Source organism: Microvirga sp. GCM10011540 (genome assembly GCF_042650665.1).
In the GTDB taxonomy this organism is placed as follows: Bacteria; Pseudomonadota; Alphaproteobacteria; order Rhizobiales; family Beijerinckiaceae; genus Microvirga; species Microvirga lenta.
This window is the reverse complement of record NZ_JBHSBQ010000121.1, coordinates 15,440-29,597: the sequence shown is the minus strand read 5'-3', so window position 1 is coordinate 29,597 and position 14,158 is coordinate 15,440. Positions and strand designations below refer to the sequence as shown.

Here is a 14,158-nt window from a genome sequence, read left to right as displayed (position 1 = left end):
GGACGAAGAACGCGCGTCTTGTGAACTGAGGACAGATCTTTGGTATTTTAAGCCAGCTTGGCCGCTCTATTAACGTCTATGTTCCGACTTTGGCGTAAAGCGAAAGTAAATGTGGCACCAGCTTGGCCGCTTTACGGTCGAGCTGCTGATGCAACGCTCCGGGCGTCTTGAGGCTTGGATTGATTCGGAAAGAACGGGTGCCGACCCTCGGCCTTTGCCACCCTCAGGAGGCAATCAGGTCTGTCTCGGCCGAAACGGAATGACCTTTTCGGCCTTATGAGCCGATTTCGAGCAATCGGATATGGCCCGTATGAGGGCATCCTGGCGAAAGGGCTTGTTGAGCCGCACCAGGCCGGCGTCTGCTCCTGCGGGGAGATCGGCATAGCCGGTTGCGAGAACGATCGGAACCTGCGGCCACTGGGCCCTGACTTTTTCCGCGAGTTGCACGCCGGTCATGCGGGGCATCGCCTGGTCGGTGATGATGAGGTCGACCGCCGCGCCCTGCCGGAGCCGGGCAAGAGCCTCCTCGCCCGACGTGGCTTCGATCACGGCGTGCCCCAGATCCTCCAGCATCGCGGCGGTGTTCTGCAGAACGAGAATGTCGTCGTCGACGACGAGGATGGCCAAGGGCTTCGAGGCCCCACCGCGGCCGCTGTTCGAGGCCGTCGTCCCTGCGGACGCCTGCGGCTTGCCCGGGAGTTGCGCTTCCGCCGCAGGAAGCCAGATCTCGGCGGTCGTGCCTTCGCCCTTGCGGCTGCTCAGGACGAGGCATCCTCCCGATTGCGCGGCAAGCCCGTGCACCATCGAGAGGCCGAGCCCCGTCCCCTTGCCGACGCCCTTGGTGGTGAAGAAAGGCTCCATGGCCCGCCTCAGCGTCGTCTCGTCCATACCCTCTCCGGTATCCGCGACGGACAGGCAGACGTAGTTCCCGGGCAGGAGGTTGCCGTGATCTCCGGGCCGGACGGTCTCCTCGCGCCCTGAAACGGTGATCGTTCCCCCTCCGGGCATGGCATCCCGCGCGTTCACGGCCAGATTGAGCAGCGCCAGTTCGAGCTGGTTCGCATCCACGTGCACCCGCGGAAGGTTCAGGGGGAAGCGGGTCTCGATCTGCACCATGGGGCCGATGGACCGCTGAAGGAGGTCGGCCATCTCCTTCACCAGATCGGGCACGTCGACGACCTGCGTCTTCAGGTCCTGCTGTCGCGCGAAAGCCAGCATCCGCTGGGTGAGCGTCGCTCCCCGCTCGGCGCCCTGGATCGCACTGTCGAGAAGGCGCCTGGCCTTCGGATCGTCAGGCAGGCGGCTGCGCAGGAGATCCAGGTTCCCGAGGACCACGGCGAGCAGATTGTTGAAATCATGCGCGACGCCTCCCGTGAGCGCGCCGACCGCTTCCATCTTCTGCGCCTGGCGCAGGGCCTCCTCCGCACGCCTGCGCGCGGTGACGTCCACGATGCCGCCGAGAACATAGTTGAACCGGCCCTCGCTGTCGCGCTCCACGCGGCTGGACAGGAGGACGTCCAGAATTCGGCCGTCCTTCGTCACCAGCCGGTACTCCACATCCTTGAGCTCCCCCGTTGCGAGGAGAGCGGGCCAGTGGGTCTGGGACCGGCGCCTGACGGATTCTTCGGTCATGAAATCCGTGATGGGGCGTCCGAGGACCTCTTCACGGCGGTAGCCGAGAAGATCGAGCCAGGTATCGCTCACATGCTCGATGACGCCCTCGGCGTTCAGGGAGTGGAGGGGCAGCGGCGTCTTGCTGTAGAGGATGCGAAACCGCTCCTCGCTCTCCCGCAGGGCCTTTGCTTCGCGCTCCGAGAAATAGGCGAAGCGGCGGTCGAACATCGCGGCTATCAGGGCAAGGAACAGGATCAGGAAAGTCGTTGCCGATACGGCCAGGGCGAGGTTGGTCTGGCTCAGGCTCGCATAGCCGTGCGCCTCGTCCACGGCCGAATGGAGCGTAAAGACCGCTCCCTGCATGCTAGCATAATGCATGCCGGAAATCGCAAGTCCCATCGCGGCGGAGGCCAGAAGCTTCTGAGTGGGGCCGACGTTGCGGAATGCCAGCCAGAGCGCAATCGTGGAAGCCCCGATGGCGATCAGGATGGAAACCGCGACCCACAGGGCCTCGTAGCTCAGATCCGCGGCCATCCGCATCGCCGCCATGCCGGTATAGTGCATCCCGACGATGCCGAGCCCTACGAAGATGCCGCTGAGCAGCACCGTCTTCAAACCGGCATTGGCCTGGTTGACGACGTAGAAGCCGATGGCGGTCACGAAAATGGGCAGGACGAACGAAATGGCCGTTAGGCCGACGTCGTAATTCACTCCGACGTCGGGAATGCTGAAGGCCAGCATGGCGACGAAATGCATGGCCCAGATGCCGCCTCCCATGGCAAGGGCAGCCGTCGCGAGCCACGCATGCTTGGCCCACCCGCCTGCAGCACGGATGCGGCCTGCAAGATCGAGAGCGGTATAGGACGCCGCCGTCGCGATCAGCACCGAGAGCCAGACCAGAACATCGTCGTGCGTTCCACTATGGGTCATTCGTCTGAACCGGCCGGTACGCGGCACTGGAGGAGGGCTGGCTATGGACGCCGCCGGAGCATCCTAAGCTTAGCCTCGAAGCAGAGAGAACAACAGAATGGGAAGCGTGGTTGTTCCGAGGAGGCAGCTTGCAGCATTGCAAGCTCACGCTTCCCTTCGAGCGGAAAATGCTCTGTGAAAGCAAGCTTTTGCGAATGGTGCCCCTGGCCGGGATCGAACCAGCACTCCTTGCGGAACTCGATTTTGAGTCGAGCGCGTCTACCAATTCCGCCACAGGGGCAAGGAATTGCCGAGTACCATGCAAGACGAAGCGTGGTCAATGAGGGAGATGTGAAGGGGTGCCGCAGGTAATTCGCTCGCCAGCGGCGGCGGCTTGTGCTCAAAGGAGCGTCGACATCAACCCCGGCCTCTCGAATACCTCCACGGTCTCTCATGCTCAGACGCCTTTACGACTGGACCCTTTCCCTCGCGGCCCGGCCCTCGGCGCCCTATGCGCTTGCAGCGGTGTCCTTCGCGGAGAGTTCCTTCTTCCCGGTCCCACCGGACGTGATGCTCGTGCCGATGATGCTGGCCCGGCCCGACCGGGCCTGGACCTACGCCCTGATCTGCACGGTCACGTCCGTTCTGGGCGGCGTCGTCGGGTACCTGATCGGGCTCTTTCTCTACGATTCCATCGGAGCCTGGCTGTTCCAGGTCTACGGGCTTACCGAAGGGGCGGAGACGTTCCGGCAATCCTATGCCGAGTACGGCCACTGGGTCATCCTTCTCAAGGGCCTGACGCCGATCCCCTACAAGCTCGTGACCATCACCTCGGGCTTCGCCAGCTACAGCCTGTTCTGGTTCGTGGTTCTCTCTGTCGTGACCCGGGGAGCCCGCTTTTTCTTCATCGCCCTGCTGATGACCCGCTTCGGGCCGGTGATCAAGGGCATGATTGATCGCCATTTCAACCTGATCGCAGGCCTCGCCATCGTGGCGCTGGTCGGCGGCTTTGTGGCGTTCCGGTACCTGTTCTGAGGAGATTTTCCCGATGCGGCTTGGGCTCACGATACGGCAAGCGGCTCTTGCAGTCGCCCTGGCGGCGGCGGCAACCATCGGCGGTGCACTCGTGTTCGAGCATGTGTGGGGCTATCAGCCTTGCAAGCTCTGCCTGACCCAGCGGAATCCCTATTACCTCGCCATTCCGCTGGCCCTGATCGCGGCCTTTCTCCCGGCCAAATGGGGCCGGATCGGCCTCTGGCTCCTCGCCCTGGTCTTCGTCGTGAGCGCGGGGCTGGGCGCCTATCACGCCGGGGTCGAATGGGGCTTCTGGGAAGGGCCGAGCGATTGCGGCGGCGCAATGGGCTCGAGTGCCGGCAATGTGGGCGATTTCCTGAACCAGCTCCAGACGACCCGGGTCGTCAGCTGCACGGAGGCGGCCTGGCGCTTTCTCGGCCTGTCTCTGGCAGGGTGGAACGTGCTGATTTCGCTGGCGCTTGCCGCCTTTGCCGCCTGGGCGGCGGTGCAGGGCGCGTCCGGGAGCGAGAGGGCCGGAACGGGCGCTTACGGCTCCAGTTCGCTGTCCCAGTAGAGATAGTCCATCCAGCTGTCGTGCAGATAGTTGGGCGGGAAGAGGCGGCCGTTCGAATGCAGGTCGTGAAGGGTGGGAGCGAAGGGGCTCTGTCTCGGCCACATCTCGACGTCGCGGGGGAGGTGGTCGGCCTTTTTCAGATTGCAGGGGGCGCAGGCGGCGACGACGTTCTCCCAGGTGGTCTGTCCGCCCTTGGAGCGGGGAATGACGTGGTCGAAGGTGAGGTCCTCGCGGGCGCCGCAATATTGGCAGGTGAAACGGTCGCGAAGGAAGACGTTGAAGCGGGTGAAGGCCGGGTGTCTCGAAGGCTTGACGTAGGTCTTGAGCGAAATGACCGAGGGAAGACGGATCTCGAAGGTCGGACTTCGGACGACCTTGTCGTACTCGGAAACGATGTTCACTCGGTCGAGGAACACCGCCTTGATCGCATCCTGCCAACACCAGATGGACAAGGGGTAGTAACTCAAAGGCCGGAAGTCGGCATTGAGAACGAGGGCCGGGCAGGCCTCCGGTCGCACAACAGGCTGGACGTGTATCGTCACCTCACCTCCTCAAACAGAGAAAGCTGCATCCCGCTCCATAAGACTAGGCCAGTGTGACGTTGTTGTGAAGCGAGGACACAGGTCGTCTATGACGCACCCACAGGGAAAATGCCGGGTGAAAAGCTAAGTTCCTGCTGCTATGAAGCGCAACCGTTGTCCTGAGGTCCGTCATCGGCCTCCGATGTATTGAGCCGGTGCGCCGATGAGCATCCTGCAGCAGGGATTGGCCTGGATCGAACCCGCCGTAGCGGCCTACGGGGCCTTTGCCCTGTTTCTCATCGTCTATTTCGAGTCCTTCGGAGCCCCGCTGCCGGGGGAAAGCGCCCTCATCGCGGCCTCCCTGCTGGCGGTGCGGGGCGATCTCGCCGTCGAGCACGTGTTCCTGGCCGCCTGGATCGGCGGCTTTCTCGGGGACAGCACGGGCTACCTGATCGGGCGCTTCGGCGGCCGCCTGCTGCTGCAGCGCTTCGGCCATTGGGTCAAGCTCACGCCCGAGCGCCTCGCACGTCTGGAGGCGACGGCGCGGGAGAAGGGCTTCGTCATGGTGATGACGGCGCGCTTCGTCGTCCTGCTCCGCCAGCTCAACGGGCTGGTGGCCGGGTCCATCGCCATGCCCTGGCGCATTTTCGCGCCCGCCAACGCCATCGGAGCCGCCCTTTGGGCAGGCCTTTGGAGCTTCGGACCGTACTATTTCACGGATCACTTCCACCGCTGGCTTTAGGGGCGGCATTCCCTCGGGCGGCCTTCAGGCGGGCCAGCTCCGCACGGATCGGGCCGAAGGGGCCGAAGATGTGCTGTTGCCGGCTGAAGCCATCGGCATAGGGGCCATAGGGGGTGTCGACCGGCTTCTGCAGCAGATCGGGAAAGTCCTTGTCGAGATCAGCCTTCTGCGGGCGCGGCTGCGAGACGACGAAGGCGGCCACGTCCCAGGCGTCCTCCGGAGACAGCCGCGGCATCACATAGCTCACCCCGTTCGGCATATTGAAATGCACGAAGTTGGCGATGGTCGTCAGGCGGTTCATGCCGGCCGCATTGTTGAAGCTGTCCGGCCCCCAGAGCGGCGGGATCATATAGCCGAGATCCGGCACCGCGAGGTTCCGGCGCAAGCCCTGACCTTCGGTTCCGTGGCAGACCGCGCAGGTCTGCCGAAAGACGGCCTGCCCCCGCTGCGGATCCGCCGCTCGGTCGAGCTCCGCCATCTGCCCTGAACCGTAGCCGGTAAGCGTCTCGCCAGGCTTCACCCCTGTCGACAGGAAGGCGATGTAGGCCGCCATGGCCTGCATCTCCGGCGCCTCCTGCGGAAGCGGGCGGCCGTTCATGCTTCGGGTCATGCAGGCATTGATGCGCTGCTCGAGGGAGATGGTCGCACCCGCCTCGGCGTCGTATTGCGGAAACCGGTCCATCAGCCCCCAGAGCGGGTTGCCGAACTTCTTCGCGCCCGCATCCAGGTGGCAGTTGCGGCAGGCGAGATTGTTGCCGGCGTAGCGCTTGGCCGGATCCGGGACCGCCGGGCCGATATGGGCATAGGTCGCGGTGATCAGGTCCCGCCCGCGCCGTACGAGACGGCCATGGGCGTCGTCGGGCAGGGAGCCGATGTCGGGAACGTTCCAGAACGGGTCGGGAGCGGGGGCCGGTCCCTGCGCCAGGGACGGAGCCGCGTGGAGGAAAATCGTCGACAGCACGGCGCATGCGCCAACGGCCGGCCGTCTCTTGCGGTGTGTCATGGCGCCCCCTGGAGCCGCAGCGTGGCATTTCGCGCCAGAATGGCGGAAAAGAAGCCGAACGCAAGGCCCGTCGGAGAACGGGATCAGCGCGTCGGGACCGGCTTCTCGCCGCGGTAGTCGTAGAATCCGCGCTTCGCCTTCCGGCCGAGCCAGCCGGCTTCGACGTATTTCACCAGGAGCGGGCAGGGACGGTACTTGGTGTCGGCCAAGCCTTCGTGCAGCACCTGCATGATCGACAGACAGGTGTCGAGGCCGATGAAGTCCGCGAGCTGGAGCGGCCCCATGGGGTGGTTCGCGCCGAGCCGCATGGCCGTGTCGATCGCGTCGACCGAACCGACGCCCTCGTACAGCGTATAGATCGCTTCGTTGATCATCGGCAGCAGGATGCGGTTGACGATGAAGGCCGGGAAATCCTCCGAGACCGTCGCGGTCTTGCCGACCTTGGCGACGAACTCCTTCGCCGCCTCGAAGGTCGGGTCCTCCGTCGCGATGCCGCGGATCAGCTCGACGAGCTGCATCAGAGGAACCGGGTTCATGAAGTGAATGCCGATGAAGCGCTCCGGCCGGTCCGTGGCAGCGGCCAGGCGCGTGATCGAGATCGACGAGGTGTTGGTCGCGATGATTGCGTCCGGGCGCAGCGACGGGCACAGGTTGGTGAAGATCTTGCGCTTGACCTCTTCGTTCTCGGTCGCGGCCTCGATAACGAGATCGCAGGCAGAGAGGTCGTCGTAAGTGGCGGCGGGCTGAATGCGGTCGAGGGCTTCCCGGCGGGCGGCGTCGGAGATCACTTCCTTGGAGACCTGCCGGGCCATGTTGCCGTTGATCGTCGCCAGACCTGCGTTGATCCTGTCTTCCGAAAGGTCGTGGAGACGAACGTTGAAGCCTGCGAGCGAGGAAACATGGGCAATGCCGCTGCCCATTTGACCGGCGCCGATGACGCCAACAGTTTTGATCGTGATACCCATCGTGCCTGCTGCCTCGGGCACTCCCGTGCCCTCAAAAGAATCCGGGCGGGAGACCCGCCCGGTCCGCCTTTTATTCCTGACCTTATTGACCCGCCTTGGTCAACTCCTCCTGGAGTTCGGGAAGGATCTGGAAGAGGTCGCCAACGAGGCCGTAATCGGCCACCTGGAAGATGGGAGCCTCCTCGTCCTTGTTGATCGCGACGATCACCTTGGAATCCTTCATGCCCGCCAGATGCTGAATGGCGCCTGAAATGCCCACCGCGATGTAGAGATCCGGCGCCACCACCTTGCCGGTCTGGCCGACCTGCCAGTCGTTGGGGGCGTAGCCCGCATCCACGGCAGCGCGGCTCGCGCCCATGGCGGCCCCGAGCTTGTCGGCGATCGGCTCGATGTACTTGGTGAAGTTTTCGGACGAGCCGAGCGAGCGTCCGCCCGAGATGATGATGCGCGCGGAGGTCAGCTCCGGCCGGTCGCTCTGAGCGATCTCCTCGCCCTTGAAGCTCGACACGCCCGGATCCTCGGCGGGGCCGACGGTCTCGATCGGGGCCGAGCCGCCTTCTCCGGCGGCCGGGAAGGCGGCGGTGCGCACGGTGATCACCTTCTTGGCGTCGGTCGACTGCACCGTCTGGATCGCGTTGCCGGCATAGATCGGCCGCTCGAAGGTGTCGGGCGAGACGACCTTGGTGATGTCGGAGACCTGCATGACGTCGAGAAGCGCCGCCACGCGCGGCATCACGTTCTTGCCGGTCGTCGTGGCGGGAGCCACGAGGGCGTCGTAGGAGCCTGCGAGCGAGACGATCAGGGCGGCGGTGGGCTCCGCGAGCTGATGATCGTAGGCCGGGCTATCTGCCAGCAGCACCTTTTCCACGCCTTCGAGCCTGGCGGCCGCCTCTGCGGCCGCGCGGGCATTGGCGCCGGCCACGAGCACGTGGACCGGCGCGCCGAGCGCCGCGGCGGCGGACAGCGCCTTGTGAGTGGCGTCCTTCAGGTGAGCGTTGTCGTGCTCTGCGAACAGCAATGTGGTCATGATCTCATTCTCCTCGCTTAGAGTACGCCTGCTTCGACCTTGAGCTTGTTGACGAGTTCGGCCACCGAGCCGACCTTCACGCCGGCCTTGCGGCCGCCGGGCTCGGCGGTCTTCACCACCTTGAGACGCGGCGCGACATCGACCCCGAGAGCTTCCGGAGACGTCTCGTCGAGGGGCTTCTTCTTGGCCTTCATGATGTTGGGAAGAGACGCATAGCGCGGCTCGTTCAGGCGCAGGTCCGTGGTGACGATGGCCGGGAGCTTGAGGCCGACCGTCTGCAGGCCACCATCGACCTCGCGGGTCACGTCCACGCTGCCGTCGCCCACGTTCACCTTGAAGGCGAAGGTGCCCTGCGGCCAGCCCAGGAGCGCGGCCAGCATCTGGCCGGTCTGGTTGGAATCGTCGTCGATGGCCTGCTTGCCCATGATCACGAGCTGCGGGTTCTCCTGCTCGATCACCTTCTTCAGGATCTTGGCGACGCCGAGAGGCTCCACCGTCGCATCCGTCTTGACCAGGATGCCCCTGTCGGCGCCCATGGCGAGCGCCGTGCGGATGGTCTCTCCGGCCTGCTGCGGGCCGATGGAGACGGCCACGATCTCGGTGGCCTTGCCCTGCTCCTTGAGCCGGACGGCTTCCTCGACGGCGATCTCGTCGAACGGGTTCATGGACATCTTGACGTTGGCGAGTTCGACGCCGGATCCGTCGCTCTTCACGCGGATCTTGACGTTGTAGTCGACCACACGCTTCACGCACACCAGAAGCTTCATTCGTCTGTCCTCATTGAAAGGTCAGGTCCGGGTTCCGGTCCATGACCTGCTCTCCGGATAGGTAGGAAAAAGATGGAAGGGACCGTAGCGGGCGATGCCCGATTGTCAACGCGGCGCCTGAAGTTCCTGTGCCTCGACGCGGGCCAGAACGGGGTCGTAGCGGTGGCGCATGAAGGGCACGAGGGCGGCGCCGACCACGAAGCCTCCCAGATGCGCGAACCAGCCGACGCTGTCGTCGCCGCCGAGAAAGGCGGAGAGGAACTGCAGGACGAACCAGAAGCCGATCGCCCAATAGGCGGGAAGGCGCAGCGGGATGCCCTTCAGGAAAAGGCCCCAGATGCGCACCCGCGGATAAAGGATGAGATACGCCGCGACGACGCCGGAAACGCCACCGGACGCGCCGATCAGGGGGCGGTGCGATTCCGGGTCGATGAAGGCATGGGTCAGGCTCGCCGCCGTTCCGCATAAAAGGAAGAACACGAGGAAGCGGACGTGGCCCATCGCATCCTCCACGTTGTCGCCGAACACCCACAGGAACAGCATGTTGCCGATCAGGTGAAGCAGCGACCCGTGCAGGAAAATGTTCGTCGTGAGGGTCATGGCCTCGGGCACGAAGGGAAAGCCCGGAGGCAGAACCTCGATGCCGAAGAGAACGGCCGGGATCATTCCCAGCCCCGCCACCATCGCATCGGGCCCGGGTGGGCCGAAGAAGGTGACGAGGTAGACGATCGTGCAGGTGACCAGGAGGGAGCGCGTCACGACCGGCGTCTGCAAGTGCCGCAACGGTACGCCATCGTGAAGCGGCAGAAACATGATCCGGTCCTCAGCGGTTCTGGCCTGGTACCCACAATACGTCGAGAGCGCCCTTGTCGTTGATGTAGCGTGAGGCGACGAAAAGGAAATCGGAGAGGCGGTTGAGGTATTTCACCGCCTCCGGCGACACCTTCTCCTCGGGACGGCCGGCGAGTTCCACCACGCGGCGCTCCGCCCTTCGGCAGACGGTGCGGGCGAGGTGGAGTGCGGCGGCGGCGGCGGTTCCGCCGGGCAGAACGAAGGAACGCAGCGGAGACAGGTGTTCGTTCAGCTGATCGATCTCGCGCTCGATGCGGTCGACCTGACCTTGGGTGATACGCAGCGGCTCGTAGGGCAGGGGCTTGTCCGTCTCGACCGTCGCCAGATCCGAGCCGAGGTCGAAGAGATCGTTCTGGATCCGCTCCAGCATGGGATCGATCTCATGCCCGGCCGTATGGAGCCGGACCATGCCGAGACAGGCATTCGTCTCGTCCACGGTGCCATAGGCTTCGATGCGGAGATCGTGCTTCGGGCGGCGTCCGCCAGCGGCCAAAGCCGTGGTGCCCTGGTCGCCCGTGCGGGTGTAGATGCGGTTGAGTACGACCATGCGACGCCCGAGAGGTTGAGGATTCCGTTAGAAGGAATACCCAACCCGCGCGCCGATATTCGTCAAGCCCCGATTGTCCGAGCAGGAGCCTGCATTGGATAGGTGTTCGACGGTCGCCATGAGGCTCCAGTTGGCGGAAAGGCGCACGCCGACGGATCCGGCCTCCCGAAACAGGGGCGAACAGCCCATGGCCTGGTGGTGATCCTGCAGATGGCTCGGCCGGTCCTTGCCGTTGTGGATGGCGCCGCCCAGGCTGCCTTCGACGAAGAGGTTCGGCGTGATGTCGACCGTCCAGGAGAGACCCGCATAGGCGAAGCTCGTCCTGCCGTCGAAGTTCAGGCTGCCGCCGACATGGGGCCGGGGGATGAAATAGCTCGTGAAGAGGTCCGATGCCGTGAACGGCTTTGCGAAGAGGATCTCGCCGGTCAGATTGGCCGAGCCGCCGTCTCCTTCCGGTCCCCAGGGATCCTGGGCCGAGAAGCCGAAGCGGAATTCCGAGAGAAGACCGGGCTGGGTGGCCGCAACGGAACCGGGCAGCTTCTTGGAATCAGCCCCTAAAACACTGGTCGCTCCGAGGGAAACGACCAAAAGGCTGAGGCCCAGGACTGTGCCGGCACGCATTGCTGATCCATTATTAAACAAGAATCGGGCCACCGGTGGGGCACCGGTTATGGCTAATGAGATCTATAGAGAACAATGGCGGAAAAGTGTCAATATGGGGCAAGCTAGGCCGCTTTCCACCAGATAACGCCCATGATCAGCATGATGGCCAGGAACTGCAGCAGGACGCGCAGGCGCATGAGCTGCTGCGACCGGTTGGCGCTGCCGCCGCGAACCATGTTGAACAGGCCGAGAAGCAGGACGAAGGCCACGGCGAGAAGCGCCACGGGCACGAGAAGGTCGGCGAAGCTGGTCATTGTGATTCCATAGGAAAAGCCGGGCGGACCGTGGCCCGAACCCGGCGTCGAGGCAAGAGGGGCTTGCCGTCCTCAGTTCCTTCGCAGCAGCCTGTCGAAGTAATCGAGCTCTTCCTGCGGCCGCGTCGGATCTCCGAGCTTGCGCCTCAGCTCTTCGAGGATGCGCTGGGCCCGCTGGGCGGCGGATTCGCCCGCCTCGGGCACATGGACGCGCCCGTCGGAGAAGTCCCTGTTCCGGGTCGGGCGGCCGAGGGGATCGTTGTCCTGCTGCGAGGCCTGGCCGCGTCCCTGGGGATCGCCCTGGCCCGGCTGGTCGCCGGCCTGCTGGTTGCCGTCGCCCTGCTGCATCTGCTGCATCTGCTGAGCCATGCCCTGCATGCCGCGGCGCAGATTTTCCAGGGCGCGCCCCTGGGCGTCGACGGCAGGGCCGTCCTGACCTTCGCCGAGGGCGCCTTCGGCCTCGCGCATGTTCTGCTCGGCCTCGCCAAGGCCCTGCTCGCCCTGCATGCCCATGCCCTGCATGCGCCGCTGGAGCTCCTCGAGCCTCTGACGGAGGGCCTCCTGCCGTTCCTGCAGGCCCGAGCCGTCCTGCTGCTCGCCCTCGCCGTTCTGGCCCTGCTGACCCTGCTGACCCTGCTGCCGCTGGCCTTGCTGGCGCTGGCCCTGCTGCCGCTGTCCCTGTTGCCCCTGGCGGTTGCGGTCCCCCTGCTGCATGCGCTGCTGCTGTCCCTGCCGGAATGTCTCGTCGCGCAAGTTCTGCTGCTCGCGGGCCATGTCTTCCAGGTCGCGCATGGCCTGGTTCATCTCCTGGCTGAGAGGGTCGCTCATGCGGCTGTTCGGCTGGGCGGTCTGCAGGTTCTCCAGGATGTTGCGCAACTGATCGAGAAGACGCTGGGCCTCGGCCATGTCGCCCCGGCGCATGGCTTCCTCCATCTGCTGCAGCATCCGGTTCAGGTCCTCCTGCGAGATGACGCGATCGGGCGCGCGCTGGTTCTCGGCCTGGTTCTGGTTCTGCTGGTTCTGCTGCATGCGTTGAGCGAATTCCCGCAGGAACTTGTCCATGGCCTGGCGCAGTTCGTCGGTCAGCCGCTTGATCTCCTCGTTGGGAGCTCCGCGATCCATCGCCTCCTTCAGGCGCTCCTGGGCGGCGCGCAGTTCGCGTTCCGCATCGGAAAGTCCGCCATCCTCGATCTGCAGCGCCATGGCCCAGAGCCAGTCGGCCACATTCAGCAGATCCTGGTCGGTCTTGGCCCGGCGCAGGCGGTCCGACCCCATGCGCAGTCCCATGAACACGCCCCATTGAGGGGTGAATTCCTCCGGCGCGATGAGAAGCGCGTCGAGAGCAATCTGCACGCGCTTCCGGTCGTCGGGGTCGAGGACCAGATTGCGCCGCTGCTCCACGAGCGCCTTCGCCAGCGGGTTCGTGAACGGGCGCTGCGGAAGGGTGAATTCGATGGCCGCGCTCTCGCCCTGCTGACCGGCCTCGTCCTTGACGCGCAGCTTGATGGTCACCTTCGCGCCGGCCCAGGGATGCTCGGTGAGATCGACCGGTGAGCGGGTCTCCGGAGCGTTCTCGTCATGGCTCGGAACGGCAAGGGTAAGCTGAGGCGCTTCGACGAGGGAACGTCCCTTGCCCGCTTGGGCTTTCTCCACGACGCCCTCGATGGACGCGATGCCGTAATCGTCCTTGCCCTTGTAGCTCAGCGTGAAGGTGCCGCGGGCATTCACTTCCGGAGGGGTGGCAAAGGCGATGGCGGGCGGATTGTCCGGAATCGCCTCGATCGAGAGCGTCACGTTCTGCGCGAATCCGGTGCTGATCGAAAGCTCGCCGCTGCCTTGGAGGGTGAAGCGCTCCTCGCGCAGGTCGACGCGCTGCGTGTCCTTGGCCGGCAGGGGCGCCAATCCGCGCCCCGCCTTGATCTCGGCATTGCCCTCTCCGGCGATCCGCACAACCACCGTCGAGTTGATCGGCGCGCGCAGGCTCTGCCCGCGGGCCAGGTCGATCATGAGCGGCGGCATCCGGGTGTAGAGGGGCGGGTCGATCCAGCCGTCGATGCGGAAAGCCGGCGCCGACGCCTCGAGGCGCCTCCAGTCGAAGGCCGCCGACAGGCGCGAGCCGATTTCGGGGCCGGCCACGAAGGCGCTGGCCACGAGGGCCAGGAGCCCTGCGGCGCGCAAGGCATAACGGTCGTGCCTCGGCATGTCGGGGCTCGGGGGCGCGACGCGCATGCGGGAGACCGTCTCCTCCGCGCGCTTGCGGTGAAGGGCCCACAGGGCCCGCGTGCCGAGGTCGCCCGAGCCGAGCGCCAAGTTGTCGTCGAGAACGCGTGCGGGGCCGTGCTTGAGGCCGGTGTCCCGATCGAGACGGTCGAGGGCGCTCGTGCGGCTGGGCCAGCGAAGGCGCAGGAGAGGCCAGAGCGAAATCAGGAAAGCCAGGGCGAAGGCGCTCAGTCCCACGCTCCGCCAGAAGGGCGATGCGTCGAGCCAGAGGCCGAACCAGGACAGGGTCAGGAACAGGCCCACGATGGCCAGCGGGAGCCAGATACGCGGCCACGCCTGCTCCCACCAAAGGGACCAGCGCGCGCGCCCGACGAGACGCGCGAACCGCTTGTCCAGTTCGCTGCGCGTCGAAACCGGGTTCGGGCCTTCGCTCATGCCATAGTCTCCCGCCAAGCGGTCCTCGCTATAGCCCCCGAGAGAAAGCTA

At 65.2% G+C, this 14,158-nt stretch carries 14 protein-coding genes and 1 tRNA gene; 3 read left to right on the top strand and 12 right to left on the bottom strand.

Annotated features, from left to right (window positions below; genetic code table 11):
- Positions 1 to 234 precede the first annotated feature (234 nt).
- Positions 235 to 2,544, bottom strand: coding sequence for an MHYT domain-containing protein (locus ACFOYU_RS17700; RefSeq protein ID WP_226742699.1), 2,310 nt, complete (start codon positions 2,542 to 2,544; stop codon positions 235 to 237).
- Positions 2,545 to 2,739: 195 nt separating this feature from the next.
- A tRNA-Leu gene (locus ACFOYU_RS17695) sits at positions 2,740 to 2,824 on the bottom strand.
- 152 nt (positions 2,825 to 2,976) lie between these two features.
- Between ACFOYU_RS17695 and ACFOYU_RS17690 the strand changes: the two genes are divergently transcribed.
- Both ACFOYU_RS17690 and ACFOYU_RS17685 read left to right on the top strand, forming a co-directional pair.
- A complete protein-coding gene (locus ACFOYU_RS17690; RefSeq protein ID WP_377034609.1) occupies positions 2,977 to 3,558 on the top strand; it encodes a YqaA family protein in 582 nt (193 codons plus the stop codon).
- Positions 3,559 to 3,571: 13 nt separating this feature from the next.
- On the top strand, positions 3,572 to 4,111 hold the full coding sequence (locus ACFOYU_RS17685; RefSeq protein ID WP_377034608.1) for a disulfide bond formation protein B: 540 nt from the start codon (positions 3,572 to 3,574) through the stop codon (positions 4,109 to 4,111).
- On the opposite strand, the gene ACFOYU_RS17680 is transcribed toward ACFOYU_RS17685, so the two are convergent.
- Positions 4,084 to 4,653, bottom strand: coding sequence for an HNH endonuclease (locus ACFOYU_RS17680; RefSeq protein WP_226742702.1), 570 nt, complete (start codon positions 4,651 to 4,653; stop codon positions 4,084 to 4,086). The two genes, ACFOYU_RS17685 and ACFOYU_RS17680, sit on opposite strands and share 28 nt — an antisense overlap.
- A gap of 223 nt (positions 4,654 to 4,876) precedes the next feature.
- On the opposite strand from ACFOYU_RS17680, the gene ACFOYU_RS17675 reads away from it, so the two are divergent.
- The gene (locus ACFOYU_RS17675; RefSeq protein WP_226742731.1) at positions 4,877 to 5,374 is read left to right on the top strand and encodes a DedA family protein; all 498 of its coding nucleotides are present in this window, start codon (positions 4,877 to 4,879) and stop codon (positions 5,372 to 5,374) included.
- On the opposite strand, the gene ACFOYU_RS17670 is transcribed toward ACFOYU_RS17675, so the two are convergent.
- From ACFOYU_RS17670 to ACFOYU_RS17630, 9 genes are all read right to left on the bottom strand, one after another.
- Entirely contained in the window at positions 5,346 to 6,377 is a 1,032-nt protein-coding gene (locus tag ACFOYU_RS17670; protein ID WP_377034607.1) for a c-type cytochrome, read from the bottom strand. The two genes, ACFOYU_RS17675 and ACFOYU_RS17670, sit on opposite strands and share 29 nt — an antisense overlap.
- A gap of 83 nt (positions 6,378 to 6,460) precedes the next feature.
- Positions 6,461 to 7,342: a 3-hydroxybutyryl-CoA dehydrogenase gene (locus tag ACFOYU_RS17665; protein WP_377034606.1), complete on the bottom strand. Its 882-nt coding sequence runs from the start codon at positions 7,340 to 7,342 to the stop codon at positions 6,461 to 6,463.
- 82 nt (positions 7,343 to 7,424) lie between these two features.
- A complete protein-coding gene (locus ACFOYU_RS17660; RefSeq protein WP_226742705.1) occupies positions 7,425 to 8,369 on the bottom strand; it encodes an electron transfer flavoprotein subunit alpha/FixB family protein in 945 nt (314 codons plus the stop codon).
- Between the two features lie 17 nt (positions 8,370 to 8,386).
- Positions 8,387 to 9,136, bottom strand: a complete 750-nt coding sequence (locus tag ACFOYU_RS17655; protein ID WP_377034605.1) for an electron transfer flavoprotein subunit beta/FixA family protein — start codon at positions 9,134 to 9,136, stop codon at positions 8,387 to 8,389.
- Positions 9,137 to 9,241: 105 nt separating this feature from the next.
- A complete protein-coding gene (locus ACFOYU_RS17650; protein WP_226742707.1) occupies positions 9,242 to 9,949 on the bottom strand; it encodes a rhomboid family intramembrane serine protease in 708 nt (235 codons plus the stop codon).
- A 10-nt stretch (positions 9,950 to 9,959) separates the two neighbouring features.
- Entirely contained in the window at positions 9,960 to 10,535 is a 576-nt protein-coding gene (locus tag ACFOYU_RS17645; RefSeq protein WP_377034604.1) for a cob(I)yrinic acid a,c-diamide adenosyltransferase, read from the bottom strand.
- Positions 10,536 to 10,562: 27 nt separating this feature from the next.
- Positions 10,563 to 11,156: an acyloxyacyl hydrolase gene (locus ACFOYU_RS17640; RefSeq protein WP_226742709.1), complete on the bottom strand. Its 594-nt coding sequence runs from the start codon at positions 11,154 to 11,156 to the stop codon at positions 10,563 to 10,565.
- A gap of 104 nt (positions 11,157 to 11,260) precedes the next feature.
- Positions 11,261 to 11,452 (bottom strand): twin transmembrane helix small protein, encoded by a 192-nt coding sequence (locus tag ACFOYU_RS17635; RefSeq protein ID WP_226742710.1) that lies wholly within the window; start codon positions 11,450 to 11,452, stop codon positions 11,261 to 11,263.
- Between the two features lie 72 nt (positions 11,453 to 11,524).
- Entirely contained in the window at positions 11,525 to 14,107 is a 2,583-nt protein-coding gene (locus ACFOYU_RS17630) for a TIGR02302 family protein (protein WP_377034603.1), read from the bottom strand.
- Between the last annotated feature and the right edge of the window lie 51 nt (positions 14,108 to 14,158).

Excerpts from the sequence above, each read along its gene's own strand:
- ACFOYU_RS17635 (WP_226742710.1), bottom strand. The coding sequence starts at position 11,452 with ATGACCAGCTTCGCCGACCTTCTCGTGCCCGTGGCGCTTCTCGCCGTG.
- ACFOYU_RS17700 (WP_226742699.1), bottom strand. The coding sequence starts at position 2,544 with ATGACCCATAGTGGAACGCACGACGATGTTCTGGTCTGGCTCTCGGTG.
- ACFOYU_RS17690 (WP_377034609.1), top strand. The coding sequence starts at position 2,977 with ATGCTCAGACGCCTTTACGACTGGACCCTTTCCCTCGCGGCCCGGCCC.
- ACFOYU_RS17670 (WP_377034607.1), bottom strand. The coding sequence starts at position 6,377 with ATGACACACCGCAAGAGACGGCCGGCCGTTGGCGCATGCGCCGTGCTG.
- ACFOYU_RS17630 (WP_377034603.1), bottom strand. The coding sequence starts at position 14,107 with ATGAGCGAAGGCCCGAACCCGGTTTCGACGCGCAGCGAACTGGACAAG.
- ACFOYU_RS17640 (WP_226742709.1), bottom strand. The coding sequence starts at position 11,156 with ATGCGTGCCGGCACAGTCCTGGGCCTCAGCCTTTTGGTCGTTTCCCTC.
- ACFOYU_RS17685 (WP_377034608.1), top strand. The coding sequence starts at position 3,572 with ATGCGGCTTGGGCTCACGATACGGCAAGCGGCTCTTGCAGTCGCCCTG.
- ACFOYU_RS17660 (WP_226742705.1), bottom strand. The coding sequence starts at position 8,369 with ATGACCACATTGCTGTTCGCAGAGCACGACAACGCTCACCTGAAGGAC.
- ACFOYU_RS17650 (WP_226742707.1), bottom strand. The coding sequence starts at position 9,949 with ATGTTTCTGCCGCTTCACGATGGCGTACCGTTGCGGCACTTGCAGACG.
- ACFOYU_RS17655 (WP_377034605.1), bottom strand. The coding sequence starts at position 9,136 with ATGAAGCTTCTGGTGTGCGTGAAGCGTGTGGTCGACTACAACGTCAAG.
- ACFOYU_RS17645 (WP_377034604.1), bottom strand. The coding sequence starts at position 10,535 with ATGGTCGTACTCAACCGCATCTACACCCGCACGGGCGACCAGGGCACC.
- ACFOYU_RS17665 (WP_377034606.1), bottom strand. The coding sequence starts at position 7,342 with ATGGGTATCACGATCAAAACTGTTGGCGTCATCGGCGCCGGTCAAATG.